Annotated in this window: 34 protein-coding genes; 26 read left to right on the top strand and 8 right to left on the bottom strand. The window is 57.4% G+C overall.

Annotated elements, in window-relative coordinates; all coding sequences use genetic code 11:
* Positions 1-10 precede the first annotated feature (10 nt).
* The 8 genes from NA78x_RS08835 (at position 11) to NA78x_RS08800 (ending at position 6,084) form a co-directional block, all read left to right on the top strand.
* The gene (locus NA78x_RS08835) at positions 11-355 is read left to right on the top strand and encodes a hypothetical protein (RefSeq protein WP_425618074.1); all 345 of its coding nucleotides are present in this window, start codon (positions 11-13) and stop codon (positions 353-355) included.
* Entirely contained in the window at positions 352-1,254 is a 903-nt protein-coding gene (locus NA78x_RS08830) for a DNA adenine methylase (protein WP_425618073.1), read from the top strand. Before NA78x_RS08835 ends, NA78x_RS08830 begins: the two co-directional genes overlap by 4 nt.
* A 55-nt stretch (positions 1,255-1,309) precedes the next feature.
* Positions 1,310-1,642, top strand: coding sequence for a hypothetical protein (locus NA78x_RS08825; RefSeq protein ID WP_425618072.1), 333 nt, complete (start codon positions 1,310-1,312; stop codon positions 1,640-1,642).
* Positions 1,643-1,696: 54 nt separating this feature from the next.
* Positions 1,697-3,466 carry a helicase HerA domain-containing protein gene (locus NA78x_RS08820; RefSeq protein ID WP_425618071.1) on the top strand — a complete coding sequence of 590 codons (1,770 nt, stop codon included), beginning with the start codon at positions 1,697-1,699 and terminating at the stop codon, positions 3,464-3,466.
* A 359-nt stretch (positions 3,467-3,825) separates the two neighbouring features.
* Positions 3,826-4,731 carry a hypothetical protein gene (locus NA78x_RS08815; RefSeq protein ID WP_425618070.1) on the top strand — a complete coding sequence of 302 codons (906 nt, stop codon included), beginning with the start codon at positions 3,826-3,828 and terminating at the stop codon, positions 4,729-4,731.
* Entirely contained in the window at positions 4,728-4,973 is a 246-nt protein-coding gene (locus NA78x_RS08810; protein ID WP_425618069.1) for a hypothetical protein, read from the top strand. Before NA78x_RS08815 ends, NA78x_RS08810 begins: the two co-directional genes overlap by 4 nt.
* Positions 4,970-5,509 (top strand): crossover junction endodeoxyribonuclease RuvC, encoded by a 540-nt coding sequence (locus tag NA78x_RS08805; protein ID WP_425618068.1) that lies wholly within the window; start codon positions 4,970-4,972, stop codon positions 5,507-5,509. The genes NA78x_RS08810 and NA78x_RS08805 overlap by 4 nt, the downstream gene beginning before the upstream one ends.
* A gap of 311 nt (positions 5,510-5,820) precedes the next feature.
* Complete coding sequence (locus tag NA78x_RS08800; protein WP_425618067.1) at positions 5,821-6,084, top strand: hypothetical protein; 264 nt, start codon at positions 5,821-5,823, stop codon at positions 6,082-6,084.
* Between the two features lie 359 nt (positions 6,085-6,443).
* On the opposite strand, the gene NA78x_RS08795 is transcribed toward NA78x_RS08800, so the two are convergent.
* The gene (locus tag NA78x_RS08795) at positions 6,444-7,397 is read right to left on the bottom strand and encodes a hypothetical protein (protein WP_425618066.1); all 954 of its coding nucleotides are present in this window, start codon (positions 7,395-7,397) and stop codon (positions 6,444-6,446) included.
* A gap of 401 nt (positions 7,398-7,798) precedes the next feature.
* Here NA78x_RS08795 and NA78x_RS08790 point away from each other — a divergent pair, with 401 nt between their 5' ends.
* From NA78x_RS08790 to NA78x_RS08715, 16 genes are all read left to right on the top strand, one after another.
* A complete protein-coding gene (locus NA78x_RS08790; protein ID WP_425618065.1) occupies positions 7,799-8,290 on the top strand; it encodes a hypothetical protein in 492 nt (163 codons plus the stop codon).
* Positions 8,291-8,346: 56 nt separating this feature from the next.
* Positions 8,347-8,664: a hypothetical protein gene (locus NA78x_RS08785; protein WP_425618064.1), complete on the top strand. Its 318-nt coding sequence runs from the start codon at positions 8,347-8,349 to the stop codon at positions 8,662-8,664.
* Entirely contained in the window at positions 8,661-9,119 is a 459-nt protein-coding gene (locus NA78x_RS08780) for a hypothetical protein (protein WP_425618063.1), read from the top strand. The genes NA78x_RS08785 and NA78x_RS08780 overlap by 4 nt, the downstream gene beginning before the upstream one ends.
* A 1-nt stretch (position 9,120) precedes the next feature.
* Positions 9,121-10,194 (top strand): hypothetical protein, encoded by a 1,074-nt coding sequence (locus NA78x_RS08775; RefSeq protein WP_425618062.1) that lies wholly within the window; start codon positions 9,121-9,123, stop codon positions 10,192-10,194.
* Positions 10,195-10,209: 15 nt separating this feature from the next.
* Positions 10,210-10,560 carry a DUF6527 family protein gene (locus tag NA78x_RS08770; protein ID WP_425618061.1) on the top strand — a complete coding sequence of 117 codons (351 nt, stop codon included), beginning with the start codon at positions 10,210-10,212 and terminating at the stop codon, positions 10,558-10,560.
* Positions 10,561-10,676: 116 nt separating this feature from the next.
* Entirely contained in the window at positions 10,677-11,501 is an 825-nt protein-coding gene (locus tag NA78x_RS08765; RefSeq protein WP_425618060.1) for a hypothetical protein, read from the top strand.
* A gap of 301 nt (positions 11,502-11,802) precedes the next feature.
* Positions 11,803-12,357, top strand: coding sequence for a hypothetical protein (locus tag NA78x_RS08760; protein ID WP_425618059.1), 555 nt, complete (start codon positions 11,803-11,805; stop codon positions 12,355-12,357).
* The gene (locus NA78x_RS08755; RefSeq protein WP_425618058.1) at positions 12,354-12,890 is read left to right on the top strand and encodes a fatty acid desaturase CarF family protein; all 537 of its coding nucleotides are present in this window, start codon (positions 12,354-12,356) and stop codon (positions 12,888-12,890) included. The genes NA78x_RS08760 and NA78x_RS08755 overlap by 4 nt, the downstream gene beginning before the upstream one ends.
* Positions 12,891-12,893: 3 nt before the next feature.
* Entirely contained in the window at positions 12,894-13,394 is a 501-nt protein-coding gene (locus NA78x_RS08750; protein ID WP_425618057.1) for a CAP domain-containing protein, read from the top strand.
* 1 nt (position 13,395) lies between these two features.
* On the top strand, positions 13,396-13,623 hold the full coding sequence (locus NA78x_RS08745) for a hypothetical protein (RefSeq protein WP_425618056.1): 228 nt from the start codon (positions 13,396-13,398) through the stop codon (positions 13,621-13,623).
* Positions 13,624-13,634: 11 nt separating this feature from the next.
* On the top strand, positions 13,635-14,069 hold the full coding sequence (locus NA78x_RS08740) for a hypothetical protein (protein ID WP_425618055.1): 435 nt from the start codon (positions 13,635-13,637) through the stop codon (positions 14,067-14,069).
* A 47-nt stretch (positions 14,070-14,116) separates the two neighbouring features.
* Positions 14,117-14,419 (top strand): hypothetical protein, encoded by a 303-nt coding sequence (locus NA78x_RS08735; protein ID WP_425618054.1) that lies wholly within the window; start codon positions 14,117-14,119, stop codon positions 14,417-14,419.
* A gap of 5 nt (positions 14,420-14,424) precedes the next feature.
* Positions 14,425-16,428: a hypothetical protein gene (locus NA78x_RS08730; RefSeq protein WP_425618053.1), complete on the top strand. Its 2,004-nt coding sequence runs from the start codon at positions 14,425-14,427 to the stop codon at positions 16,426-16,428.
* The gene (locus NA78x_RS08725) at positions 16,425-16,742 is read left to right on the top strand and encodes a hypothetical protein (RefSeq protein ID WP_425618052.1); all 318 of its coding nucleotides are present in this window, start codon (positions 16,425-16,427) and stop codon (positions 16,740-16,742) included. The genes NA78x_RS08730 and NA78x_RS08725 overlap by 4 nt, the downstream gene beginning before the upstream one ends.
* A gap of 16 nt (positions 16,743-16,758) precedes the next feature.
* Positions 16,759-17,103 carry a hypothetical protein gene (locus NA78x_RS08720; RefSeq protein ID WP_425618051.1) on the top strand — a complete coding sequence of 115 codons (345 nt, stop codon included), beginning with the start codon at positions 16,759-16,761 and terminating at the stop codon, positions 17,101-17,103.
* Positions 17,104-17,200: 97 nt separating this feature from the next.
* Positions 17,201-18,538, top strand: a complete 1,338-nt coding sequence (locus NA78x_RS08715; protein WP_425618050.1) for a DNA modification methylase — start codon at positions 17,201-17,203, stop codon at positions 18,536-18,538.
* A gap of 2 nt (positions 18,539-18,540) precedes the next feature.
* On the opposite strand, the gene NA78x_RS08710 is transcribed toward NA78x_RS08715, so the two are convergent.
* Together NA78x_RS08710 and NA78x_RS08705 are read right to left on the bottom strand one after the other, a co-directional pair.
* Positions 18,541-18,780, bottom strand: a complete 240-nt coding sequence (locus tag NA78x_RS08710) for a hypothetical protein (RefSeq protein ID WP_425618049.1) — start codon at positions 18,778-18,780, stop codon at positions 18,541-18,543.
* A 222-nt stretch (positions 18,781-19,002) separates the two neighbouring features.
* Positions 19,003-19,497, bottom strand: coding sequence for a winged helix-turn-helix domain-containing protein (locus NA78x_RS08705; RefSeq protein ID WP_425618048.1), 495 nt, complete (start codon positions 19,495-19,497; stop codon positions 19,003-19,005).
* Between the two features lie 187 nt (positions 19,498-19,684).
* Here NA78x_RS08705 and NA78x_RS08700 point away from each other — a divergent pair, with 187 nt between their 5' ends.
* Both NA78x_RS08700 and NA78x_RS08695 read left to right on the top strand, forming a co-directional pair.
* Positions 19,685-21,829, top strand: coding sequence for a terminase gpA endonuclease subunit (locus NA78x_RS08700; RefSeq protein ID WP_425618047.1), 2,145 nt, complete (start codon positions 19,685-19,687; stop codon positions 21,827-21,829).
* Between the two features lie 12 nt (positions 21,830-21,841).
* Positions 21,842-22,219, top strand: a complete 378-nt coding sequence (locus NA78x_RS08695) for a hypothetical protein (RefSeq protein WP_425618046.1) — start codon at positions 21,842-21,844, stop codon at positions 22,217-22,219.
* A 45-nt stretch (positions 22,220-22,264) separates the two neighbouring features.
* On the opposite strand, the gene NA78x_RS08690 is transcribed toward NA78x_RS08695, so the two are convergent.
* The 5 genes from NA78x_RS08690 to NA78x_RS08670 all read right to left on the bottom strand — a co-directional run bounded on the left by NA78x_RS08690 (position 22,265) and on the right by NA78x_RS08670 (position 24,454).
* Complete coding sequence (locus NA78x_RS08690) at positions 22,265-22,813, bottom strand: hypothetical protein (RefSeq protein ID WP_425618045.1); 549 nt, start codon at positions 22,811-22,813, stop codon at positions 22,265-22,267.
* A gap of 1 nt (position 22,814) precedes the next feature.
* Positions 22,815-23,006: a hypothetical protein gene (locus NA78x_RS08685; RefSeq protein WP_425618044.1), complete on the bottom strand. Its 192-nt coding sequence runs from the start codon at positions 23,004-23,006 to the stop codon at positions 22,815-22,817.
* Positions 23,007-23,017: 11 nt separating this feature from the next.
* Entirely contained in the window at positions 23,018-23,608 is a 591-nt protein-coding gene (locus tag NA78x_RS08680) for a hypothetical protein (protein WP_425618043.1), read from the bottom strand.
* A gap of 11 nt (positions 23,609-23,619) precedes the next feature.
* Positions 23,620-24,102, bottom strand: coding sequence for a hypothetical protein (locus NA78x_RS08675; RefSeq protein ID WP_425618042.1), 483 nt, complete (start codon positions 24,100-24,102; stop codon positions 23,620-23,622).
* A 139-nt stretch (positions 24,103-24,241) separates the two neighbouring features.
* Positions 24,242-24,454, bottom strand: a complete 213-nt coding sequence (locus NA78x_RS08670) for a hypothetical protein (protein WP_425618041.1) — start codon at positions 24,452-24,454, stop codon at positions 24,242-24,244.
* Between the last annotated feature and the right edge of the window lie 61 nt (positions 24,455-24,515).

Here is a 24,515-nt window from a genome sequence, read left to right as displayed (position 1 = left end):
AATGTCATTCATGTTGACCAAGGAGCAGATTCGCAACCGCACGAAAACGGTAACGCGTCGCCTTGGTTGGAAGAACCTCAAGCCTGGCGAATTATTCTGGGCGGTCGAAAAGGCCCAGGGCCTGAAGAAGGGCGAGAAGGTAAAGCGGATCACGCTGCTGCGATGCCTGCGTAACGACTCGGTCACCCTCAATGGCAAAACGATGACGAAGGCAGACTGCCGGCGCGAAGGATTCCCCGAGATGTCGCCGCGCGAGTTCGTCGCAATGTTTACGAAGAACATGGGCTGCAAACCGAGTGACAGCGTGCAGCGGATCGTTTTTTCATACGCAGAGGACAGCGAGGTGGCCGAATGAGCACGGGCGCCAAGATTAACGCAATCGCTCCATGGTTCGGCGGCAAGCGCACGATGGCGCCATTGATCGTTACGGAGCTTGGTAAGCACACACAGTACTTCGAACCGTTTTGTGGTTCGATGGCAGTGCTGTTTGCGAAGGAGCCCAGTCAGAAGGAGACCGTGAACGATCTGCATGGCGATCTGATCAACCTAGCTCGCTGCCTCCAGACTGAATCAACTGCTGAAGAGCTCTACGATCGCTGCAACCGAGCGCTCGTGTGTGAAGGGCTCCTTGACGATGCTCGAGCATACTTTGCTGAAAATCCGCTGCCTGGAAGCGAACCCGATGTGACCAGAGCGTATTGGTATTTCCTGGCCTCATGGACTGCTCGCAACGGCACTGCTGGTACCAAGCGTATCGATTACCAACTCGCAGTTCGCTGGACGAAGAGCGGCGGGTCTCCGACTGTCCGTTGGAAGAATGTAGTTGAGTCGATGCCCTGGTTTCACCAGCGTTTGCGGAATGTAGTGATCCTCAAGCGAGACGCGTTTCAAATTATCGACCGCTTTGAAGACGTAAAGCAAACGGCGATGTATATCGACGCACCTTACACCGCTGACACTCGATCCGGATTTCGTAAGGGCAAAGGCTCCGACCACAAATACCTGCATGAATTCGAACATGGCACCGGGCTATTTGAGGACGATCACAAGCGATTGCGCGACGTCCTTGCCGCCTACAGGCACGCACGCATCGTCGTGAGTTACTACGACTGCCCGCGCATCCGTGAGCTTTACAACGGTTGGACATTCGTCACTCACCATCGCCAAAAACACCTTCACGCACAGAACGGTCGTGGGATGCGACTGAAGGAAGCTCCCGAGGTCTTGCTTATCAACGGTCCGAGTTACGCATAGGCACCAACGTAAAGACCTGCGGCATGTGGCTTAGATAACAGCAGAGAAGCATACGATGAGCCAGAACTGTACACGCTGCGAAGGGACCGGGTTCCTCAATCTGGACCAAGCTCCGCAAGACATCGTCGCCGAGGGCCACGATGCCGTGCTGTCTTGGCTTGATGAGCTCGCCGCGAAAGCCTCACGGCTCGGCGGCTGTTCGTGCCCCTCTGGCCACCCGCCATGTAGTTACTGCGTTGATACCCAGACCGACGTGCAGGTTTGCGACTGCTGCGGCGATGGCATCAGCCAGTGGCACGGCGAGCCCGGCAGGCATTACAGCGTCAACGATCCGCTGGGGAAAGATGGACCATATTCGTACAACGGTGGCCTTTGCGAATGTCACTAACTCGCTTGACAGTTCTCCGAAAACTCTGCTGAGTGTGTCACAGAAAGATAGCCAATGACCGAAATCACGATCGGAAAATCAGATGCCGGTGACGTCACGATTGATGTCGCGCGCCTCATCGTCTCGCGCCTGCTGGTCACCTCGAGCAGCGGCGGCGGCAAGAGCTGGCTGCTGCGAAAGATTCTCGAAGAAGTCTCGGCGACGACTCAGACGATCGTGATCGATCCCGAAGGTGAATTCGCCAGCCTCCGCGAACTCCGCGACATGGTGCTCGTTGGCCCGGATGGCGACTTGCCGGCGGATCCACGCTCGGCAGGCCTGCTGGCCCGGCGATTAATGGAGAAGAACGTCTCAGCAGTCATCGATATCTACGAGTTGCCACCAACGAAGCGTCGCGAGTTCGTCGCCAACTTCTGTCAGACGCTGGTTGACCTGCCCAAGGCATTGTGGCGACCCTGTTTCGTCGCCATCGATGAGACGCACGAATTTGCTCCCGAGGGCGACAACTTCGCGAGCTCGGAGGCCGTCGCGCTTCTCAGCAGCAAGGGCCGCAAGCGTGGCTTTTGTCCACTGTTCGCCACTCAGCGGTTGTCGAAGCTTTCGAAGGATGTCGCCGCCGAGGCAAAGGTCCGGTTCGTCGGGCAGACCAATCTCGACGTCGACCAGCGCCGCGCAGCGGACTTCCTTGGCTTCCCGAAGAACCGTTGGACCGAGTTGCGGGATCTCTCGCAGCCTGGCAGCGAGGGCGAGTTCTTCGCCGTGGGCCCCGCGTTGAACGATCGGGGCGTCATTCGCTTCCGGTCCGGCAAAGTTGCCACGACTCACCCGAAGGCCGGCGAGGGCCGGAAACTGGAGCCGCCAAAGCCCAGCCGCCACATCGCCGCGCTTCTTGGCGAGCTCAAGGACCTGCCCCAGCAGGCCGAGAAGGAAGCCAACGATCTGGCCGCTGCAAAAAAACGCATCGCGGACCTCGAGTGCGAACTGAAATTGAAGCCGGCGCCAACACTCGACGTTGCGTTCGTACAGCGAGCCGTCGACACCGCGCTCAACACTGAGCGCTCAAAAGTAAGTGCTGAACGCTCGACTGAGCGCTCAATGGTGAAGCTTGCAATCGCGGAACTCAAGAAGGCTCGTGATCTGTATGCTGATGTGCAATCGATCTTGGCGAAGGTAATTGGAGATCTGATTGGTGACCAAATTGAGCGGCCGAGCTTCCCGGCATTGAGCTTGAGCACATCGATTACCAATTCGGTAAAGTCAATTCAGGCACCGCCGCCGAAAGTAGTTAACCAACCGCGTAAAGAAGCTGTTGGCGACCTAGCGATCAACAAAACTCAGCAGCGGATTCTCGACGCGCTTGCTTGGTACGAGTCGATCGGAATCTACGAGCCAACGAATATTCAGCTCGGTGCCATCGCGCTGATCGACACCAGCGGCGGCCATTTCTCGAACGTAATTGGCCCGCTGTCGACGAACAGCCTGGTCACTCGCGGCGACGGAAAGGTTGCACTGACCACCCTCGGACGTTCGTACGCCAGTACTCTCACCAGCATTACCACGCTGGATGAATATCACGACATGCTCCGAGCTCGCGTGCGTAAGGCCAAGAGTGCTGGCGGCAAGACAATCGAGATCCTCGACGCGGTGATTGCCGCCGGCAGCTGCGAACTCACCACAGAGTACATCGGTGAGGTCGTGGGCATCGACCCAACTGGCGGCCATTTCAGCAACATGATTGGCCCATTGGGCACACTCGGCCTGATCGAACGCAACCGTGGCATCGTGAAGCCAACCAACCTGCTGTTCCCGAAGAACGTGTTTTGAGCGGTATTGGCAGGAACGCAAGGAATAGAAACGCAATGAAGCGATGCAAAGACTGCCTACGAACGCCGATGGAGGTGGCGTTCTACGCACATCCCGAAACGAGCGATGGTCTGTCGACCTACTGCACCGAATGCTCGCGCAAGCGAAGCAGGGCGAATCGTGCCGCAAAGGTCAGGCAGGTCCAAACCTATGAACGCGAACGATCGAAACGCCCGGAACGGAAAGAGTTGCAGGCGGACATGCAACGGATGAGGAGGTTGAGGAACAGGGCTGAAACACGCAGAAGCATGGGCCTAGTTCCGAAGGTACGAATTGCCAGATACCGCGCTTCATCGACAGTAGTTGAGGGAGCCCACTAGATGGCAGGCGAATGGATGAAGATCGAGCATGCCACTCCGGACAAGCCGGAGGTGTTGGCCATCGCCTCGGCGCTGAACATCAGCCCGGACGATGCGTTCGGTAAGTGCTTCCGCATGTGGAGGTGGTTCGACAAGGAAACGATCGCAGGGAAGGCCCCAGGGATTGGCCTGGCGGCTATTGATCACATCGTCGGTGCGAAGGGCTTTGCGGAAGTGACCGTCAGAGTCGGCTGGCTTGAAGTGATCACGGAAGATGGCATCTCTGGATTGATCATGCCTGATTTCGAGAAGAACTGCGGTGAAAGTGCTAAATCCCGGGCATTAACCGCCCGTCGTGTAGCACGGCATTCAGCGAAAACTAACGCGAGTCTAACGCCGCCAGCGTTAGCACCACCGTTACCAAGAAAGGAGAAAGGAGAAAGAGAGGAAGAACAAGAACCTAATCGCGATAGGACCGATCGGCCGATCGGTGCCAGTTCGGACCAATCGCCCATGAATGGATCTGCTTCGGGGGGAGGCAACGGGAAACCAGCTGCGGCGATGCCGTCAGAGCCAAGAGGCGAACCGCTGGATCTCTCGGAGGTGGATTGGGACCGAGTCGTGCAACACGCAGTAGCGTTGGCAAAGAAGGTTCCGCCATTCTCGTCGGCTGATCGACGGCAGTGGTTCAAGTTCGCGGTGATGGTTGAAGCGGGAATGTTCAGCGAGCACTGGTTGCTCGATGCGGCGGAAGCTGTGGTGAACGCCCCTCAACACGCGAAGAACCGACAAGCCCATTTGGTGGCTGTTCTGAAATCGAAGGCCGCCGAGCAAGGCACAGCAGCAGCAACCTTTCGGGCCATCTTGCGACGCATCGAGATTCCAGTCGAAGTGTGGAAGCTGAGCGTGTTGAAGGTGAAGTCATGAGCGAACTTACAGCAAGGCAACGCCTCGTTTACGACGCGATCGTTTCTTTGACAGGCGAGTTCAAGCGTTCGCCTACGTTTCGAGAGATCGGGGCCAAGGTCGGCATCGTGTCGCCCAACGGCGTATGCGGTCACGTTCGGGCACTGGTGGCGAAGGGGTACATCGAACATGGCCGGCAAGCTCGATCGATTCGGCTGCTGCAGGTCGACGTTTGCCCACATTGCGGAGCAAAGAAAGCATGAACATTCTGGCACTTGATCCGGCAAGCAACTGCGGCTGGGCCCATTCGAACGGGCAATTCGGCACTTGGCGTCTGCGCGACAGCGGCCGCATGGCGATTGAGAAGGAGCATGTCTACCTCGAGCGCTACCTCGAACGTGCAATCGAATCGATGGGCGTCGAAATGATCGCCACCGAGAATGCGGGCTTTGGCTCGCAGAACCCCGAGGTACAAGCCAGGCACAACGAGCGTTTAGGAATCATCAGGCTGGTTGCCGCGCGACATCAGATCGAAGTGCAGGCCTTTGCCCCTTCGACGATCAAGCTCTTCGCCACGGGTGAAGGTCATGCCAAGAAGCCGGCGATGGTGGCTGCGTGCAAGCGGCTGCTGAAGATCAACGTCACGAGCGACGATGAGGCTGATGCGATTTGGATCCTGGAGCTCGCAAAGCGTCGGGATTGCTGGCCAGCGACCAATCGGTTGGGCAAGCAGAGGAAGAAGAAGGGGGCTTCGAAGCGTAAATCGAAGTCAGCTGTGAAAGAGAAGAGATTGTTTTGACCACGAACTTATGGCTAACAGTTAACCACTTTTGCCAAGAAGTCAATTAGGGAACATGCGATGCCTAGGTGCCCAACTGCCACGCTGACATGCCGAAACGACCTGCCACATCGGCACGCCAGACTGGCCTGCCAACCTGGCACTGCCACCTTGGCAGCCTACCCCCCGGGGTATCTGGGTCCTTCCCGGCGAAAGCGCCGAGATGGTTTCCCACCCCCGCCTCGGGCTCCAAACATATAGTCCGTCCGGCTAGCGTCGGTCGTTTCTAATTCCTTTTCTGCAAGTCAGTTACAAACGAGAGAGATCACGAGATGCGTTACATCATCAAGGCACTGACCTGGTACATCGTTGACAGCCCCAGCGACGAATCCGTCACGAATGAAATCGAGGCCGCGGCGCCCGTAAGTGGCCTGAGGTACTTCGTGCGAGAGTTCGCGGACGCCACTTGGGAGTGGGGCTACGAGGACGATCAAGAGCACGGCTCGACGGAGGAATGCAGCTCAGAAGACGACGGTAAAGATGAGGCCAACGAGCACAATCGTCGGAAGATGCGCGAAGGATTGACCGAAGTTTAGGACAAATAATTGCAGTTGGAGGTCACAATCTGTGACCCCATTCGCAACAAAACCCTGCCGTTACACTTAGCCGCGTAAGAACCGTGGCATGGAAGTGAGGGACCAAAATGGACCAGCCAAAACAGAAACGCCAGAACTACGAGCGTCGGTTACGCGAGGAAACAGTTTATATCAACCGTGTACCGGTGATCTTCTTCAGGTGCCCGAAAAAACGCCGATGGTGCTGGCGGGCCATCGGCGCGAAAGTGAGGTTCCCGAAAAGTTCGCCGGAGAGCAGGGAACCTACAAAATCAAGCGAGCTGCGGTGATGACGCTTAACCGTAGCGAGACATTACATCGCAGACATCGCAGGCAATTTGCTATTTGCAGTTGCAACCATCGCCGTCGCTGAAACCTGCATCTTCGTGGCAGCTATCACCCGCTTTGAACTTCGAACTGGGGATCTGCTTGCATGCTTGATGTGTTATAGGAGATATGCATCCTACTCCGCCGCTCGGGATATTGAACCGGCAGCTGCCGGTCTTAGGCGGCTCCATGCTTGATTTAAGCAGCGGAATGCATGCTTCGAGATCAGCATAAATGTCGTTATTTGGGCGCCACTCCACTCGAGCGGACACGCAAATCACCGAGCGGTCGATGTACCAGCAGGTTTCGATGTCCTTCACACGGATGTAGTCATTCTTAAAAGTGCCGTGACCGACACACACCTTGTTCTGCAAGGGGTCGTAGCTAAAAGTGATGGTAGCAGTTTTGTGCTTGCCTTTATACGATCCCTCAAGCCAGATTCTCGCATAGCAACGCGAGCCGTCACACCAAGCTTCTTCTAGTCTTGCATCAAGCGTTGGCTTATCCAGAATCTGCAAGTCGCCGGATTCATCCTCGAGAAATGATAGCAGCGAATCTCTATACTCCAAGGTTACGAAAGGAATAGCTTCAGTTCGAGGAATTCGTATCGTTTTTAACTTGCCCGGTGGTATGTCTGGGCAGTTGGTCTCACCGGTGAAGTCAGCTACGCGGCCTGGATCAAGGGCCACAATCGTTGTGCTGTCGCACCAAAGCTGGTCCTTCTTAAAGCCCAGGACACGATAGGCCAACCATCCTGAATGCGCGGTGTTTCCTGATGGGTCGATTAAGCCAAGTGATTCCGCGAGTCGCGTGCCAGCAGCTGCAGGTGCAGGACTTCCAGCGCCGTCGTCGCCACCATCATCTCCACCACCGTCTTCGCCACCGTCAACTGGCGCATCTTCCAACGGCTCTGGAAGAAGAAACACAGTTACAAGAGTCTGACCCTGTTGAATCTCACGTAGTGACATTTGTTACCCCATTGCTTTAGAATCACCCCTCATCCACGCTACTAACGCGCAGATTGTAACACTGGATTCTCGTAGGTCAACAAAGTTTTTGTTCTTAATATCATAGAGATGCGCACCTCAGTGACACATACTGTCACTGACAAAACTAAGCTGAATAAGAGTGAATTCTAGGATAATAAGTGGAGCTAGCGACAGAGTGATATTAAGAGGCTAGGATTTTTTCATTCAGCGCTTGACTTTTTAAACTGCGATCGAGTATGTTTATCAAGTTGGTGTTCGGGATATATTCCCGTTTCAAATAGCGCCTGGTTTACGGGCGCACGTACAACTTCCCAGTTGCGTGCGTTCGTCTCTTTCAACCATTTGATGCAGCACGCAGCGAAACCATACGAGGTTTCCCCGTGCCCGTTCTTACTCGGCTCAAAGAGCAATTCAAGCAACTGATCGCTGTCGGGCGACTCACGGTTGTAGCGACCGATGGGAATCTCACTCCTGACGAGATTCAAAAGCTCTTGTCGGACTTCGTCGCCAAAGCCAACGTGGCGATCGGCACGCTCGCTGATGGCCTCAGCTTCAATGATTTCCTGATCATTCGCGACGAGTTCATTCCAGCGGTGATGCAGTTGGTCGGTGTTCTGAATATTTCTGGCGATCAGAAGAAGGCGCTGGTTCTCAGTGCGGTCGGCATGCTGTTCGACTCGTTCGCCGCGAAGCTCATCCTGCTCACGTTTACCGGGCCATGGGCGTGGATCGGCTGGCTTCTCGCGATCTTTCTTAGCCCCGCTATCCGTCCGATCGTCCGCAACACCTTCCTCAGCGGTGCCAGCGCAGTGATCGAACAAGTCTATGACCGGCTGTTCCGCCCGGTTCCTGCGCTTCCGCCCGCTGTGTAACGGGCTTGTGTCAGGGGTCGCGCAACGTCAGCAGGCAATGTCAGGGGGTTCGGTCGATGTTTCAGCTCATCCAGGTCGTGCAGCAACTCGCGTTTTACGGCGGCATTGGCATCGTCGGCGTGGTGCTGCTGTTCGCTCTAGTGTTCTGGCTGCAGAAGTCAGCCACGCCACGGACGGCCACGCCTTCACCGTTCGCCCCGGTCGCGCCTTCTGTGCCCCCGATGGAAGACATCAGCCCGCAAGACGCCGCTGAGTTCGCCGCGCTGTGCGTGGTTCGTCGCCGGTTCGCACGCGTGAAGTGCAAGGAAGGCCTCGCTGCCGTGCAGCAGTGCCTCGAACATTTCTGGGCCCATGCTGGCGAGGTGCAATCGTGAATCAGAACCCTTCCTGGTTTCTCGTCATTGCCGCCTTGTGCGTAGGTGTCAGCCTGATCGCGGCCGGCAGCATCACAACTCCCGCTGTGCCTGGCCCAACTCCAGTTGTGGTGGTTCCCGGTGCTCCATCGGCCGAGATGCAAGCGATCGTTGTCCAGATAAAGACGATCGCGGACACGAAGCCCGACGTGGCAAAGGCCGTTGGCCGGGCCTTCCGTGACCTCGCAACGATCCTCCCGCATGCCGGCCTGAAAACGAATGGCGACTTGGTCGCGATCATCGCCAAGTTCGAATCGATCTATGGTCCGTCAACTTCGCTCAAAGGCGGGCTGCCTGGTTTCTCGGTGGCTGCCAATGCGGCGATGAAGCAATCCCTGGGCGATGACGATGTTGCCCTCAATCAAGCCCGCGCAGTCGAGACGCTGAATGCGATCGCCTGGGCATGCGGAGGTTAACTTGGGTACCAAGATCATTCCCGCCGGCATGAAGTTCTGGCCTGAATCGCCAGATGCTGTCTTTGGCTACGCGAATTCCCCGGACTTTACCTCAGCGCAGGTCCAGCAGCTTTACGAGCAAGGCTATGCCGGCGCGTACGAGGATCAGGACGAGCGCGCGGCGTTCCGCGCCACGATGAAGTGGGCGAAGGGTGAAGATGCTGCGCGAGCATTCGGTCTCGAGGGAACAGGCGCTGACCTGCTGATTCTGCCGTTCCTCTCGGCAATGAAGATCTGGCCCGGCTGCTGGCCAGGTCCTGGGCAGACGACTGGCGACTGCGTTTCGTGGGGCACAAAGAACGCGTGTCTCGTCACGCTTGGCGTCGAGATCGACTTGGCCAAGCCAGACGAAGTGACCGGCAAGGTCGAAGGTGCATTCGACATTTCGCCCGAAGGCATCTCGCAGGGCGTACTCTCAACCGAGGTCATCTACGGCTACCGCGGGCACGGCGGCCAAGGTGCGGACTGCTCGCGGCTAGCTCGCTACGTCACGACGGCAGGCGGCTTGATGATCCGCCAGAACTACCCCGATCTGAATCTCGATCTGACGAAGTACAACTCGTCGATCGGCGCTCGCTGGGGCGGCCGTGATACGCCGGCCGAGGTCAACGCGGTTGCCAAGCTGCATCAAGTTCGCACGTCGACCGAGTTGAGCGGACACGAACAGGTGCGAGATTTTCTCGCGAACGGTTACGGCGTCAACAACTGCTCGAGCCTGGGATTCTCATCTACTCGTAATGAAGACGGCTTCAGCGAGCAGCGCGGCAGCTGGGCTCACAGCCAGTCCATGATCGGTGCGGACTATCGGCCCGACACAATTAATAAGTACGGCTGCCCGCTTCATCTCTGGCTGAACAGCTGGGGCAAGTGGAATAGCGGCCCGCGCAGGATCTGGGGCACGAACATCGACATTCCTGAAGGCGCCTATTGGGCCAAGGCAACGCTCGCGAGTCGCTGCTATCTGGTTGCCTTCAGCTCAGTGAATGGCTGGCCGCGCAAGAAGCTGCCGAACTACGGTTTCTCGTACTTCGGATAACCACTCGGGTAACCAATGAAAGCTCAGCCACTCAAGATCACCGACACCGGCTACACGTTCTGCGAGGCCGCAGAGGCAACGCACGTGATGCTGAACATGCCGGGACCGATCCCGACGCGGATTATCCCCGTGATGATCGGTGGCACACGAGCAGGCACCGGCAACTGGACGTGGAACGGAAGCGTAGACAGCCCGACCTTGAAGCCGAGCATCCTGACCCGTAGTGGCCACGAGAACAAGCCGATCGTTTGCCACACGTTCGTAAACGATGGCCTTGTTCAGTTCCTTGGTGACTGCACACACGAACTGGCTGGGCAGACCGTGCCGCTGCTGGACGTTGATGAGTCGCACTTCCCGCCAAAGTAAACCGCAAACCTTTCTGCGAACGCCAAGAGCCAGTCCAGCAATGGGCTGGCTTGCGGCAGTAGACGACCGCAGTTTGCGATTTTCAAGTTCTGAGTTCTAAGTAAGTGAGGTGTTCGATGCGAGGTTTGATCTCTTTGTTACTTGGGGCCATGTGCCTCATTCCGCTGGCCGGCTGTTCCGCTGATGCCCTTGGCTCGCAGGAAGATTACACCGCCAAATGGTCAGCGCTCGCCGCCGCGCAGCAACTGCAAGCGCCAAACGTGATCCCAGACACGCCGGTCAAGCCCGGCATTTGTTCGAACTGCAACGGCAAGGGAAGGCTCGGCGATGGCGTGGTCTCAGTTCCTTGTCCAGCGTGTGGTGGCGACGGGAAGGTGGGCAACGATCCTGGCCCTGGTGCCGCACTGCCGACGTCGACTGAATCGAATTGCACCTGCGAAGACTGCGGCTGCGGCTGGAAGAGAGGTCCGCTTCCTGCAAATACATTTGGCTGGGGCGGTGTTGTGCCAGTCGACTTGAAGGTGGACGGCTTTTTCTTTGCCGACTTTGCTGGCGACAAGGTAACACTCAGCGACGGACGCGTTCTCAAGGCTCACGAAGTTGCCCAATGGAACAACAGGCTTAGCCTACCGCCAGGCAACAAGGCTAGTGGAACTCAGCCGGTGTCTTTTGGTGGCGAGAATCTCTCGGGCTTCGTTCCGTCTCAGTCCCAAGTCCTACCCATCGATTCTCCGTTGGCGCCCAAGCCGCAGTTGCCAGTCTCTCATCCGTCAAAGCCAGCAAAGGTCCAGCGGCTCACGGGAATGATGATGCCCGTCGATCCACCGACTCCGCAGCCGGCGCCGGTCAAGCAAGTGCTTACCACGTTCAGTTCGGGTGGTTGTGCAAACGGCAACTGCAGTATTGGCGGTGGCGTCCGATTCCGCTTTCGTCGCCGGTAAGAAGTACCCATGCACAGCAACAAGATCCACATGCTGATCGGACTCGCTCTCGCCTTTGCCGGCGCGTACAGCGCTTTCAAAGGCGTGACGGAGCTCAGCATGTGGTGGGGGTTTGTGGTCGCTCTGGTTGGAACTGGGGTTACCGTCTGCGGACTGATGTATGCCGCGCTGAATTGGTTTGGAAGCCTATTTCGATGAGTCACACGTTCATCGGCATTTGCTTGACGGTTACAGGTTTCGCGATCGCGATCATTGGGGCAGCCTATGCCGCATTGAGTTTTTGGAATGAAGGCTTTCGGTAATGTCTTTTACAAACGGCATCAGCAATCTGTTCTACCCGGTCGGGCTTTTCTCGACGGTGGTGCTGTTCGCGCAGTCTGCAGCTCAGGCGATCCCTGGTGTTGATTCGGGGGTGGGAGCGCTAATCGGTACTGTGGGCACTGGTGCTGTGCTTGTGTGGTACGTGGTTTACGACGTTCGCACGCGGACGCCGGCAATGCTCGCCTCGTTCGCCGCTGAACAAGCCGCGATGAGGCTTGCCTTTACCCAAGAACAGGCCGCAATCCGCACGGCATTTTCAACTGAGCAAGAGAAGACGCATCAGCACTACAACTCGCTGGTTGAGTCGCTTAGGCAGACGTTCATTCAAGAGCAGAACGCGGCCAGACATTCATTCTCCGCCGAGCAATCGGCCGTCAGGCAGCGCCATGATCAAGAGCTGTCCGAGATGCGAGGCATGCTGTTCGAAAATATGAAGTCGATGCGCGGCGCTGTTCACGACATCAAGGACACTGCCAACGGCCTGATCCTGAAGAAGGCGCTGCAAGATCAGACACAGGAGCAGCAGAAGCCATGATCCCCTTCCTTTTCAGCGCGATGTTGGTGCTGATCGCCTTGGCCGTCGTCGATCTGCTCACTGGCATCTACCACGTGATGACCGACCGCGGCTGGAACCTCAAGCACCAGGTCGAGTACTTCCGCATTCACCACGAAGATCCGCAGTCGATGAAATCCTTCGACTGGCAGCCGATGTTCGCTGGTGTCCCGTTCATGCTCGTTGGCGCGTGGCTCGAATCAAGCCTCATCCTCGCAATGGGTTCGTTCCTTGTGCTTGCCCAGGTGCCGCATTACTACGTTCACGTTCCCAATCCGCCGCTAGCCATTCGGGCGCTCCAGCGCGTGGGGCTATGCATCACGCCCGCGTATCACGATGGCCATCACTGCGGCGACTTCGATAGGAACTTCTGCGTACTGACTGGCTGGGGTGACTACCTGCTGAATCCACTGGTGCAGCTGCTCCCCAAACAACCAACGGCCAGCCATCGCAGCATCTCTTACGCGAGCAATGCGCGAGGAAGCAGCGACGTGGTAGGGATCTCAAGGAAGTAGCTCATGACCATTCACGATGATCTTCTGAAAGTGACAAACGAACAGCGAGACCGCTACGGCGTTGTCGCGCTGGGTGTTCATCCCACGTTGCAAATCGCCGCACAAAAGCATGCTGAGTGGATGGCCGACAACCGTCGCATGAGTCACACGGGTGAAGGACGAAGCCAATTCGACGATCGCATTCGCGCTGCCGGCCCGTACCCTAGCTCGGCAATGGCAGAGAACATCGCCTGGGGGCAGCGCACGGCAAAGGAATGCGTTATTGACTGGATGTCCAGCGCCGGCCACCGCCGCAACATGCTGAACGCTGGATATCTCAGCGCGGGCTTTGGCGCGGCCAGCGACGTGAATGGCGCTCTTTACTTTTGTGCGTTGTATGGCGCAGCGAAGCCTGAATCACCTGCTCCGGTCAAGCCGCCACCTCCACCTCCGCCAGAACCTAGCTGGCCGACACCAAGAGTCGGCCTTATCGAATGGCTGCTCTCACTTCTGGGGATCAAGTGAGATGGCCCTTCGCACAGATCAACGGAAACTTCGCGTCGAACTCCTGAAGGCTCGCAAGCGCCTGCAGCAGTTTGCCGCGACGCTCGCAAGCAACGAACGCCAGGAGCGGCGGACCGATCACCGTCGATTGCAGCGCGAGCACGATCGGCTCAGCTTTCGGCGTTGCCGTTGGGAGTGGGGCTACCGAGGACAGAACTACGTTTTGCAGCCGCTCATTCGTGGGCGCTAAAGGAGAAATCTATGGCGAGTCATTTATTCAACGAGTGGAAGCAGCAGCTACTTCGCGACTACCTGGCGTCGAGCGATGACATTCGCTTGATCGGCGTCATGTCGAATACGACTGCCGACACTGATAACGACGACATCGTTTATGTAGGCGACATTGGCACGCTTGACGAGTTCAACGGCGCGAACTATTCCCGCCCCGCACTCGCCAGCGAAGTCGTGAATGAAGACGACACCGGCGATGAAGCTGAGTTTGACGCCGCAGACGTGACTCTTACCGCGTTGGGAGCTGGCACACGCTCGCTAGCCGGCTGGGTGATGTACAGGCACGTCACAAACGATGCCGACTCGCCCGTAATCGGGTATCTCGAATACGCCACCCCCAAGACGCCAGACGGCAGCGACTTCGTCGTGCAGTGGAATGCCGAGGGTTTGATCAAAGCTGGCTAGTCTCGCGTGCGCCGGATTCTCACTCATTCTTCAAAAGGTAGCCTGAAATGGCACTGAATTTCGCTGACCAGCAATTGGTCCGTGTCTCACTTATCTCGCGATGCACCGCAGCGGTGACAAAGTACGCGAGGTACATCATGGGCGAGGCTGGTAACGTCGCGAACCATGCGAATCGCCTCGCGTGGGCACGGAACGCCATGGCCGCTCCTCAAATCTGGGGAGAGCGAATGTCGCACGTGGTTGTCGACCAGCCAGACTTTATTTCGGGCGGTTCGAGCATCACCGACGAGACGTTGGGCGGGGCGATCGAGAACGCGATTAATGCTCACCACATCACACCAGCGGCATAGGCAACATGGCGGACGAAGTTCAGGACTTCAATCTGACGGCGGTGATGGCGTCGGTGAACGTCCCGGCCCCCTTAGCAGAGTTGATCGACGGCGAGATCGAGATCAACTTCGACGGCGAGACTACGACCACGATCGGCTCGATGACCCTCGCTGCGGGCGGCTCGACTCTGACCACGGCCGTAGAGTCTGCCCTGGAAGCCCTCTCGAACATCGGCTCCGGCAACGTCTCGGTCTCGATCCTGCAGGAAGACTGCACCGGCTATGCGGCCTACTCCGGCAATCAAGACGTCGGCTTCCGCGTGACGTTCCAAGGCGCGCTCGCGGGCATCAACCACCCGCAGATGACGATCACCGAGACCATCCCGATCAAGGTTCGATCCGTCATCTCGATGTCGCTCACCTCCATGGGCGGGAACGACGCCTCACCGAGCGTCGAGCAGTGGTACGTCGAGTACGGCACCCACACCGATGGTGCCTTTTCCATCGACTGGACTTCGCAGAACGGCAGCTACACCAGCACCAACGCCGCGACACGCGACGCTGCTGGCATCGAGGGAATCCTGACCAGCTGGGGCCTGACCAACGGCGTCGAGTACAACCTCTATGACTTCGGCACGTACTGCCTGGTCACGCTCGACGGCTTCGGGTACGTCGACATGCCCGACCCGACCTACAACGATTCAGGCACTGACGGCTCTTACGGCTATCTTTACACCACGCCCGGTTCGTCAGGCGGCGGTGGCTTCCCGCTCATCTTCACCTGCACGCCGGACACCACCTACCCTCAGCCGAACGACGGCTCCTTTGGTATCGAGTTCCTCGGGTTCGGCTCGTGGGGTGCTCCCTTCGAGTGGGACGACGACGACACCGCGATCAACGCCTATACCGTCTCCTCTTCCATCCCGATCGCTGGCCTGTACGTCACGGCCTCGGGTGCTCCCGTCTGGCAGGGCAATCCGCTCACCTTCACTGGCACGTCCAACTACGACACCGGCGGCTTCTCGATGGAGCAGCAAGCCGGCTCGTCCATCGGTCATCAAACCAGTTTCACGATCTCGACCAGCACGCAGGGCGGAACCGGCAGCAGCCCAATCGAAACCACGGTTGACCCGATCACACTCACCCTCACTCCGCTAGCGCCAACCTCACGGAAGTTATCGACAATCCCAGCAACGACACTGGCGCTCACCCCGCTTGCGCCGACGTCACGCAAGACGTCGTCGGTTCCACCGTTGACGTTGACGCTGTCAGCACTGCCTCCAACTTCGGGAAAAGTCTCGACGGTTTCGCCGGCAACCCTCACGCTTGCGCCGCTTACACCGACGTCGCAGAAGATCACAACCGTTTCGCCGCTCGCTTTCACGCTAACAACGCTCACGCCGGCCAGCCGCAAGGTGTCAACCGTTGACCCGGCAGCGCTGGCATTCACCGCCCTGGCTCCGACGTCGCGCAAGCTGACCACGCTCGATTCGGTGCAGCTCGTGTTGACTGCGTTGCCCCCAGACACCGGCAGCATCGTCACGACTCTCGACCCGATCGTTCTCACGTTGACGGCGCTCGCCCCAGGCTCGCAGCACCGCACGACAATCGCCCCAGTTGCTTTTGGCCTGGCTCCGCTCGCGCCATCATCGCGCAAGGTCACCACGGCCGGCATAGCGTCCCTGGCATTCACGACTCTCGAGCCAACATCGCTGAAGCGCACGACAGTTGCACCGCTGACATTCACGCTCACTGCGATGCCGCCAGCGGGGACCTTCGTCACGACGGTATCGCCCGCCGTGTTGTCGCTGGCAGCGCTCGCGCCGACGTCGCGTAAGGTGTCGACGGTAAGCCCGTTGGTTTTGACGTTCACGCTGTATTCGCCGGTTCAAAACATTGAAACAGGCACAATCTTCGGCCGCGTGCGGCTCTATGACGCGATCAGCGGCAACGTTGAGTTCAGCGACACGATCAACGGCCAGGTAGCGATTCGACCAACTATCTCAGGCACTGTGGAGATCCAACCGTGAGTCATTGCGAATGCGAAGATCTGCACCCTGGGAACACCGCAACCGTTGAGTTGTTCGATGTGAACGTTAACGGAGGGGAGTTGCGGGACGATGCGACGGTCACAGTGACCGTCAAGACTTTGGCCGGTGCTGTCGTCGCGAACGGAAACGCCATTCCGATGCCGAACTTTGCGAGCGGTGCCTACCGAGGAGTTCTGCCTAGCAATCTCGGGATCACGTCCGGACAGAAGTATTCCGTCGAGATCTCCGCAACGATTCCCGGCGGCGGTGATGGATTCTGGCAAATCGACAAGATCGCAAAGAAGCGAACCTAACGAAAGGAAGTGACCTTTGGACGATCCACTTCGAGGTACGGGCCGGACGATCGGCCTCATGCTCAAAGCGATTGGTGAAGCACTGTTGCACCACTGCACTTGGGTGGAGTTCGTGAACCATCACGAACATCGCAATCGCAGCGACGCGGAGAGTTGGCTCGAAGTACTCGAGTTGCTGTGCATTCAACTGGGCCTGCAATTCATGCGGATCCGCACGCGGGGAAATCGCGTTTGGATCATCTCGCTCGCGCCCACAAGAACCACGGAGGAGGCAGCGGTCGTGCACCCCGAGTGCCCGCCACTACCAAATGAAAAAAGGGTGACCGAGGCTCTGCAAGCCACCGGTCACCCCAGCGTTTAAGAGTCGGACGGCCGTCGTGTTACTAGCACGCCGGCCGCCCTTGATACGACAACGAGCTTGCCGTTGCCATACCCACGAAAACCGTAGGTCAGGCAACATGAACATCAAAAACAGAATCACGGAACAGCGAACAATTTCAACCCGAGAGCTTAAGCCTCATCCCTACAACTGGCGCAAACATCCCGCCAAGCAACGTAAGGCCTTTCGGGCCGTGCTTGACGAGATCGGTTTTGCCGGCGTTTCGCTCGTCTACCACAGCGAGCGGCACGGGGGAGCTCTCACGCTGATCGATGGCCACATGCGAATCGAAGAGGTCGGAGAGTTCGACATTCCGTGCGCAATCACGGATCTGAACGACGTCGAAGCGGACAAGCTTCTGACGCTGGCCGCTCCCATTGGCGACATGGCTGAAGCGGATCCAGCGCAACTCGACGCGCTGCTTCGCTTGGTATCGATCGAGAGCGACGAACTCGAAGAGATGATGCAGGGCGTCGCGCAGGACCTGGGCTGCGAGTACGCGGTACCCGCGGAGATCGTGCAGGATGAAGCGCCGCTGCCGCCCGATGAAGCGATCACGAAGCCAGGCGACATCTGGATCCTCGGCGATCATCGGCTGATGTGCGGCGACAGCAGTAAACCCGAAGATCTCGATCGACTCCTTGAGGGCCAGCTCATCCATCTGGTCAACAGCGATCCGCCCTACAACGTGAAGGTGGAACCCCGCAGCAACAACGCGATCGCTGCGGGCCTGAGCTCGTTCGCTGGCCCGAAGCATCATCAACAGCTGGACGTCGCGCGAGATCCGTCGAAGGCCAAGCCCACGCAGAAGAAGCTGCGCGCGAAAGATCGACCGCTGGCCAACGACTTCGTTACCGACGGCGAGTTCGATACTCTGCTCACAGCCTGGTTCGGCAACATGTCGCGCGTGCTAGTGCCTGGCGGATCGTTCTACATCTGGGGCGGCTACGCCAACCTCGGCAATTACCCGCCAGTGCTGAAGGCCTGCGGAATGTACTTCTCGCAAGGCATCGTCTGGGACAAATTGCATCCGGTCCTGACGCGCAAGGACTTCATGGGTTGCTTCGAGCTCGCCTTCTACGGCTGGAAGGAAGGAGCCGCACATCAGTTCCACGGGCCCAGCAATGCCCGCGATCTCTGGCAGGTGAAGAAGGTCAACCCGCAATCGATGGTGCATCTGACCGAGAAGCCAGTCGAACTAGCGGCCCGCGCGATGCAGTATTCGTCGAAACCGCGCGATAACGTGCTCGACCTCTTTGGCGGATCCGGCAGCACGCTGATGGGTGCGGAGCAGACCGGCCGGCGCGCCTTCCTGATGGAACTCGACGTCCTTTACTGCGACGTCATCGTGCAGCGCTGGGAGAAATTCACGGGACGGAAAGCAGAGCGGATCACGGCCGCCGAGGTGGCCGCATGAACCTAAAGAATCTTTCCCAGGCCACTTTGATTCATGATCTCGATGGCTTGGCTGGCCAGCAGATGTTCGGCGAGCAGCAGATTGATATCTGGCCCGGTCTCCTCGGCATCGGCAGCTTCCAATGCCGACGCCAGTCGTTGCAGTCCTTCCACGGCCTTGTAGTAGGCGTCGCGTATCTCTTGGTAGCGCTGTGCGTCCATCTGTCTAAATCGGTCGCGAAGGCTGTTCTTGTTCATGGCCATGGCTGGTTATCCAGGGAGTGCGTGAAGTCGTCTGCTGACACGACATATGAGCCAGGAAAACGCGAAAACATCAATAGCCGGTCAGCAGAATCGCGCAGCCGGTCGCGACCAGTGGCCCGCTGTGGCGAAAATCCACGAGCAGTCGCCATTGTGCCCACAAACGAGAAAACGCCCCGACGTGCGAAACGTGGGGCGTCGTGGGCGGGATCGTTGCCGACCGTACTACGCTTTGATCGTAAACCGGCCGCGTTCGGCTTTTACGAATCGAGCCTCGTTCCCCTTCAGGCCAATCTCTCGAATGATCGCGCTGTAGAGCGTCGCGTGCGGCGTCTTGCCGCCCGGGCTTGCCCACAGGCCCTTCGTGGCCATGGCCTCGATCATCTCGACACAGTTCATCGGCATGCCAACCTCGGCGAGCAGCTGGGCAGCGGCGTCGATCGCGCTGACCTTCTTCTGCTTGCCCTCGCGGCTTGGCTTTTCAGCGGCCTTTGCCGTTTTGCCTTCCGGCTCTTTACATTTGCTGCAGAAGCGTTCGCCGTTCTCCTCAGACCATTCATGGTCGCCGCCCTTGGGGCAGTTTCCCGTCGGCAGTACCGGCGATGCGACCTCGGCTGGTACCACTGCAGCTGCTGGCTTCGCCTTGGCGACTTTCTTCGCTGCGGCGGGCTTTGCCTTGGTCGACTTGCTGCTCTTCGATTTCGACTTCTTCGCGGACATCGTACGTCTCCGATTTGCTGGGTTGGGAAGATCATCTTTCGACAGACACACATGAGCCATGCGGGCGGAAGAACATCAAGCGATGTTTTGACGCTGCGCGCGGGAATTCCGCAGGTTCTTCCGGGCTAAAAGTTAGATCAGTCGAAAGCGTTCCAACCATGCAAATCCTCAGACGGGCGAGAGTGATGTGGAGAAGGTTCCTGAACTTCGAACCAAAGCCAAGAAACTGCGGCAGTTGCTGCAGCAGGTCGAATCCGTGCCAGGTGTTGGAAACGTCGCGGAGCGTACGCGTGATGCCAGCCGCAAACGAGAAGCACGCGCCGCCGGCAAAACGGTCGTCGTTCCGCCCTGCGCTGACCTTGAGCGACGGAAACGCCTCGAGGCCGACGATGAAGCCTGGCTGCTCTGGTATTTCGGTGAAGACAGTGGCTCCGAGAATCCGTTTACCTACGAATTCACCGAACAGCAGAAGGAAATGATCGCGGCGATTCGCCACGCAATCACGCGCGGCGAAGATCAATCGATCGCTGCCAGCCGCGGTGAGGGCAAAACAACTTACTGTCAACGCATGATTCTAAAATACACATTACAGGGCATTATTCGTTTCGCCGTTCTCTTCGCGGCGACCGGCAGTGCTGCGCAAGACTCGCTCGAATCCATCCAGATGGAGATTGAGAACAACGATCGGATTTGTGCCGACTATCCCGAGGTCTGCATCCCGGTCCGGGCCCTGGAAAACACGCCCAACCGAGCCCACTATCAACTTGTCGTTGGCAAACGGCATGACAACGGCAAGCCGTACGATCCTTCGCCGAGCAGCTTCTCGTGGTGCGGACAGCAGATCTATCTCCCGAAGGTCCCCGGCTCTGCATCTGCTGGCGCGATCATCGCCGCACATGGCTTGGAGTCCGCCCTGCGCGGGTTGAATAAAAAGGGGCGTCGGCCAGACGTGGCGGTAATCGACGATCCCGATACCGAGGATTCGGCACGCAGTGAAGAGCAGGCCAAGAAGCTCGAGGAGAAGATTGACCGTGGCATTGCGGCCCTCGGCAGCCAGAAGCGGAATATCGGTCGCGTGATGCTGTCGACCGTCCAGAACCGAACCTGCGTATCGTATAAGTTCACGGATCCTGATCAGAAGCCCAGCTGGAAACCAAAGCGGTTTCGATTTCTCGTAAAACCGCCAGATCGCGTTGACCTCTGGCAAGAGTTCATTTCGCTCAAGCAAGCGGACTGGGTACAGCGAACCAACAAGGCCCACGAGTTCTATCTCGCCACTTTTGAAGTGATGAACGCCGGCGCCGTAGTCGCCAATCCCAACCGGTTCACACCGGCCGAAAGCACTGCGCTCGAATTCTATTACTCGCGTGTCGCGCGGCTGGGACAAGAGGCGGTTTCCACCGAATACGACAACGATCCGCCGGCGGAAGAGGCAACGCAGCGTCTCGTCCTGACGGCCTACCACATCCAGAACAATTGCCTCAGCGGCCTCGAGAAGAGAATCGTTCCCGCTGGCACAGTGTGCATCACGGTCGGCGGCGACATCCAGAAGCTGGGTATCCACTGGGTGGCGATTGCCTGGAATGAACAGGGCGCTGGCTGCATTGTCGACTACGACTTCTACCCATTTCTTACTGAGGGACGTGCGGCTGCCGACTGCGAGCTGCTCATCCTCGAGGGGCTCTTTGCATGGCACGAAGCCATGCAGTCTGTCCCCTTCCTGGAAGAGGGCACGAACGATGAGATGGTGCCTGACCTGACGCTGATCGATACCGGGTGGAAGGAAGAAACCTGGAACATCCAACCCGTCCACCACTTCTGTGCGCAGGTCGGCTTCCATGCGTTCATTCCCTCAAAGGGCGAATCGCCGTACCGAGCTCCAATGTTGACCGACAAGATCATCGTCGGCGACAACTGGCGAATCAGCTTTGGCAGCGGATTTCCCACGGCAATCATGAACGCCGATCACTGGAAACTCAAAGTTCACGAGGGCCTGCTCTTGGAGCCCGGGCAGCCTGGCTCTTTAATGCTATTCAGCCCGCCACGCGTCGAAGGCCGCAAAAACCTGACGGCTCATCTCAATTACTCGAAGCATTTGCTGGCCGAGACGTGGGGATCGAAGTTCGTGCCCGGCCGCGGTATGAAGATCGGATGGCACAAATCCCCGAAAGCAAATCACTATTTGGATGCCACGTATGGGGCGATTGTCGCTCGATCAATGCGTCGCATCTCCGTCCTCTCGCCGGCGGCACCGCCGACGGCAGAGCAGGTCCCTCAAACGCAGTTCGTCGCGACGCTGGAAGATACTGGCCGCGATCGCAATCGATGGTAAGGAACACCGACCATGGCGAAAGTCCACAAATCAGCAGATTTACAACCCAGCCCACCGCAACAGGATCCGCTATCGAAGATGATGCAGCTCGGACCCACAAAGTTGGAAGCGCCCGCAGAACCTCCACCAGCGACGGTCAAAACGGTAACGGAAATCCTTGTAGAGGTACCGATCGCGCCGATGCCGCCCTCTGAATTCACTGTGCACATCGATATGAAACTTACGCCGCCGCAATCGACCGTTGCACGTCGGATTGCAGCACATCTAGATCGGCAACAGGCATGCTTGAGGAACGGCCAGCGAATTACCACGCCAAGTGCAGCGTTGAAATGGCTGCTCGAACAGATAGAGCACGAATGCTCGGCGGATCGCTGCGACTCAGCATCTTAGCGATTTAGCGATCCAATTCAAATTTCCTGGGAAATTGGTAGTGGTTCACTTTGAAATTGCGCCACAAAAGTAGAGCCAAAACCAATTGAAACGCTTTTGCTCAAAGAGTTGCTCAAACTCCGTGGTAATGTAGGTAGGATCAGTGGGTGAACAAATCTCAGGGAGGTAAGAAGGCGGATAAACTTGACCGCTTTCTGGGAACCAAACTCGTTCAACAATCGATTTCTCTCCTGCGATTTCCCAAAGCTGCATCCCTTCAATCTTTACGACTTCGGCAGTACGACGCGCCCATCCAGGCAGGTTTTCGGGAAGTCGCCAATGTCCGCGTTTCCAGCCAAGTTTGCACCCGTTGTCCGACTGGTATTCGATATCGCAAATGTGGTGTTGGATTTTAGGACTTCGATCACCGATTGAGTCGAATTCCTTAAGCATCGCCCACGGCTCCAGAATGCGCATCAGGCTTCCGATTGCCAGCCTGCTTTTATGACCTGCTCCTGTTTTTGAAACGAAATGGCGGTAACCAACCTCGTCCGCTTGCAAAGAGGTATTGGGCTCTTCAGGAAATTCCTCCAAGATCACGAACGAAAAATCCACGTTACTTTCCTTTGCTTTTGGAATCTGCTGGCAGATATTTCGTCAGCCGTTCGCCAAGCTTCTTCTCTTCCGTTTCCACCATTTGTACCAAGTCCAGCAACGTGAATGCGCGGTTGGCGATGCCAGCGGCAACGGCTGGGGTGGTTTTCAGGGTCAGATGCTTGCGGATGAAATTGTAGTGGAAGTAGTGCACCTGGAGGAAACTTAGGCGGCGCGCGATGCCCTTACCGCTTCCGCCTCTTTGTCTCCACGAACGCCAAAATTGCGTTCGTTTTCATTGCATTGCGCATAATCCATCACCCACCGCCAAATCGGCGGCTCATCCATCTCGATATTGCTTTGTCTTTCCAAGAAATCAGGCAGTCGGTCCTTGATCGCAGCCAGTGCCGATTCGTCAGCAAATTTAAGTCTCAGCATTGCGTTTGACACATCTTTGTAAAGCTCGTTCCATCGTGCGAGTATCTTTGCATGATGTTGTTCGTTGCGATCAAGAGGCGAAATGTTCAGCCCAACTGCAACGACCAAAGAAAACAGACCAAACGCCACCCCCCACCACGCGACGCTGTCTGCCGACTTAGCGACGTCCGGTGTTTGGATTGTATTGCCGGCGTGCTTTGCTCCGTAATCATACGCAGATAGCATAAAACTGACACACGCCACCAAGCCAAGCACAATCTTCAAGCCACGATCTGCCCAGCCATAGCCCCAGACAAAGCATTCGTGATAATCCTGATTTATCGACGCGCGATACTTTCGTGCCTTTAATTCTGCCAGAATTTCATCATGAAGCGACATATTAAATCATCCTAAGGAATGACAGGCGGTCGTTTCGGCTTGTAGCCAACAAGCCCAATATCAAAACTAGCTTTCCCATTTCCACCGATCACGTTCACGGTCGAAAAAGGCGGATATCCCGGCACGTCTGCAACATTCACACCGTCAGAAACTCGCCATTGCTGAAGAACCATTGGAAGCCTTGCAGAGTCGGCCGCCGCAAGGTCATGCAGTGGAATGTCATCCGCACCTAATTCTATCCAACCACCACCAGGGGTGAACACCTTGATTCGGATGTTGTAATTCGTGAGCGACGAAACCAAAATTCTGCGGCGCTCACCGGGAAACACCGACATCTCACCTGCTCTAGCACCAGGACGAGTTGATCGCACACTTACGACCACATCTAGCTCGCCGTCATTGCCAATGAATAACGCGTCCTTTCGTTCCTGAGCAGTTGCAACCATGCACACGAAGCTAAGCGCAAGAGAAATCAAAATTGCTACATACCGCATCGGCAGGACTCCATTTGACGGCGAGAGCCGAGAGCCATACCATGCACATAGCAGAACAGGTGGTCCTCGACTGGGGATCAGAAAAGCCCCGAGCGGCAAACTCGGGGCTTTCTTATTGTACCCCCGCAAAGTGGGAAATCTACTCTTTGCTGGCACCAGCCTCGTACCCTGCCTCAAACGCGGCCCGCAACAGCGTCATGCCGCGTTCGTCCACGTTCTGAATGTGACCAGACCATGCCAGCCAGGCGGTTTCTACGTCGCCGGTTGCTGGCTCCTGAGTCTCGGTTGACTGCGCGACGATCTTGGCCGCGTTCACGTTCGGGTCGGGATTGTGTTCGTTGTCGGGTGGCATCTTTGGAAGCCTATCAAACGCCCGTATGTTTGTCGTAGCCCAAAGGCGGCCACAATTCGGG

Source organism: Anatilimnocola aquadivae, assembly GCF_049819085.1.
Taxonomy (GTDB): domain Bacteria; phylum Planctomycetota; class Planctomycetia; order Pirellulales; family Pirellulaceae; genus Anatilimnocola.
The sequence above is the reverse complement of the archived record's forward strand: the minus strand, read 5'-3'. Positions and strand labels throughout refer to the sequence as shown.

Coding starts and splice junctions, on each gene's coding strand:
- NA78x_RS08835 (WP_425618074.1), top strand. CDS start 11: ATGTTGACCAAGGAGCAGATTCGCAACCGCACGAAAACGGTAACGCGT.
- NA78x_RS08830 (WP_425618073.1), top strand. CDS start 352: ATGAGCACGGGCGCCAAGATTAACGCAATCGCTCCATGGTTCGGCGGC.
- NA78x_RS08825 (WP_425618072.1), top strand. CDS start 1,310: ATGAGCCAGAACTGTACACGCTGCGAAGGGACCGGGTTCCTCAATCTG.
- NA78x_RS08820 (WP_425618071.1), top strand. CDS start 1,697: ATGACCGAAATCACGATCGGAAAATCAGATGCCGGTGACGTCACGATT.
- NA78x_RS08815 (WP_425618070.1), top strand. CDS start 3,826: ATGGCAGGCGAATGGATGAAGATCGAGCATGCCACTCCGGACAAGCCG.
- NA78x_RS08810 (WP_425618069.1), top strand. CDS start 4,728: ATGAGCGAACTTACAGCAAGGCAACGCCTCGTTTACGACGCGATCGTT.
- NA78x_RS08805 (WP_425618068.1), top strand. CDS start 4,970: ATGAACATTCTGGCACTTGATCCGGCAAGCAACTGCGGCTGGGCCCAT.
- NA78x_RS08800 (WP_425618067.1), top strand. CDS start 5,821: ATGCGTTACATCATCAAGGCACTGACCTGGTACATCGTTGACAGCCCC.
- NA78x_RS08795 (WP_425618066.1), bottom strand. CDS start 7,397: ATGTCACTACGTGAGATTCAACAGGGTCAGACTCTTGTAACTGTGTTT.
- NA78x_RS08785 (WP_425618064.1), top strand. CDS start 8,347: ATGTTTCAGCTCATCCAGGTCGTGCAGCAACTCGCGTTTTACGGCGGC.
- NA78x_RS08770 (WP_425618061.1), top strand. CDS start 10,210: ATGAAAGCTCAGCCACTCAAGATCACCGACACCGGCTACACGTTCTGC.
- NA78x_RS08765 (WP_425618060.1), top strand. CDS start 10,677: ATGCGAGGTTTGATCTCTTTGTTACTTGGGGCCATGTGCCTCATTCCG.
- NA78x_RS08760 (WP_425618059.1), top strand. CDS start 11,803: ATGTCTTTTACAAACGGCATCAGCAATCTGTTCTACCCGGTCGGGCTT.
- NA78x_RS08755 (WP_425618058.1), top strand. CDS start 12,354: ATGATCCCCTTCCTTTTCAGCGCGATGTTGGTGCTGATCGCCTTGGCC.
- NA78x_RS08750 (WP_425618057.1), top strand. CDS start 12,894: ATGACCATTCACGATGATCTTCTGAAAGTGACAAACGAACAGCGAGAC.
- NA78x_RS08745 (WP_425618056.1), top strand. CDS start 13,396: ATGGCCCTTCGCACAGATCAACGGAAACTTCGCGTCGAACTCCTGAAG.
- NA78x_RS08740 (WP_425618055.1), top strand. CDS start 13,635: ATGGCGAGTCATTTATTCAACGAGTGGAAGCAGCAGCTACTTCGCGAC.
- NA78x_RS08735 (WP_425618054.1), top strand. CDS start 14,117: ATGGCACTGAATTTCGCTGACCAGCAATTGGTCCGTGTCTCACTTATC.
- NA78x_RS08730 (WP_425618053.1), top strand. CDS start 14,425: ATGGCGGACGAAGTTCAGGACTTCAATCTGACGGCGGTGATGGCGTCG.
- NA78x_RS08715 (WP_425618050.1), top strand. CDS start 17,201: ATGAACATCAAAAACAGAATCACGGAACAGCGAACAATTTCAACCCGA.
- NA78x_RS08710 (WP_425618049.1), bottom strand. CDS start 18,780: ATGGCCATGAACAAGAACAGCCTTCGCGACCGATTTAGACAGATGGAC.
- NA78x_RS08705 (WP_425618048.1), bottom strand. CDS start 19,497: ATGTCCGCGAAGAAGTCGAAATCGAAGAGCAGCAAGTCGACCAAGGCA.
- NA78x_RS08695 (WP_425618046.1), top strand. CDS start 21,842: ATGGCGAAAGTCCACAAATCAGCAGATTTACAACCCAGCCCACCGCAA.
- NA78x_RS08680 (WP_425618043.1), bottom strand. CDS start 23,608: ATGTCGCTTCATGATGAAATTCTGGCAGAATTAAAGGCACGAAAGTAT.
- NA78x_RS08675 (WP_425618042.1), bottom strand. CDS start 24,102: ATGCGGTATGTAGCAATTTTGATTTCTCTTGCGCTTAGCTTCGTGTGC.
- NA78x_RS08670 (WP_425618041.1), bottom strand. CDS start 24,454: ATGCCACCCGACAACGAACACAATCCCGACCCGAACGTGAACGCGGCC.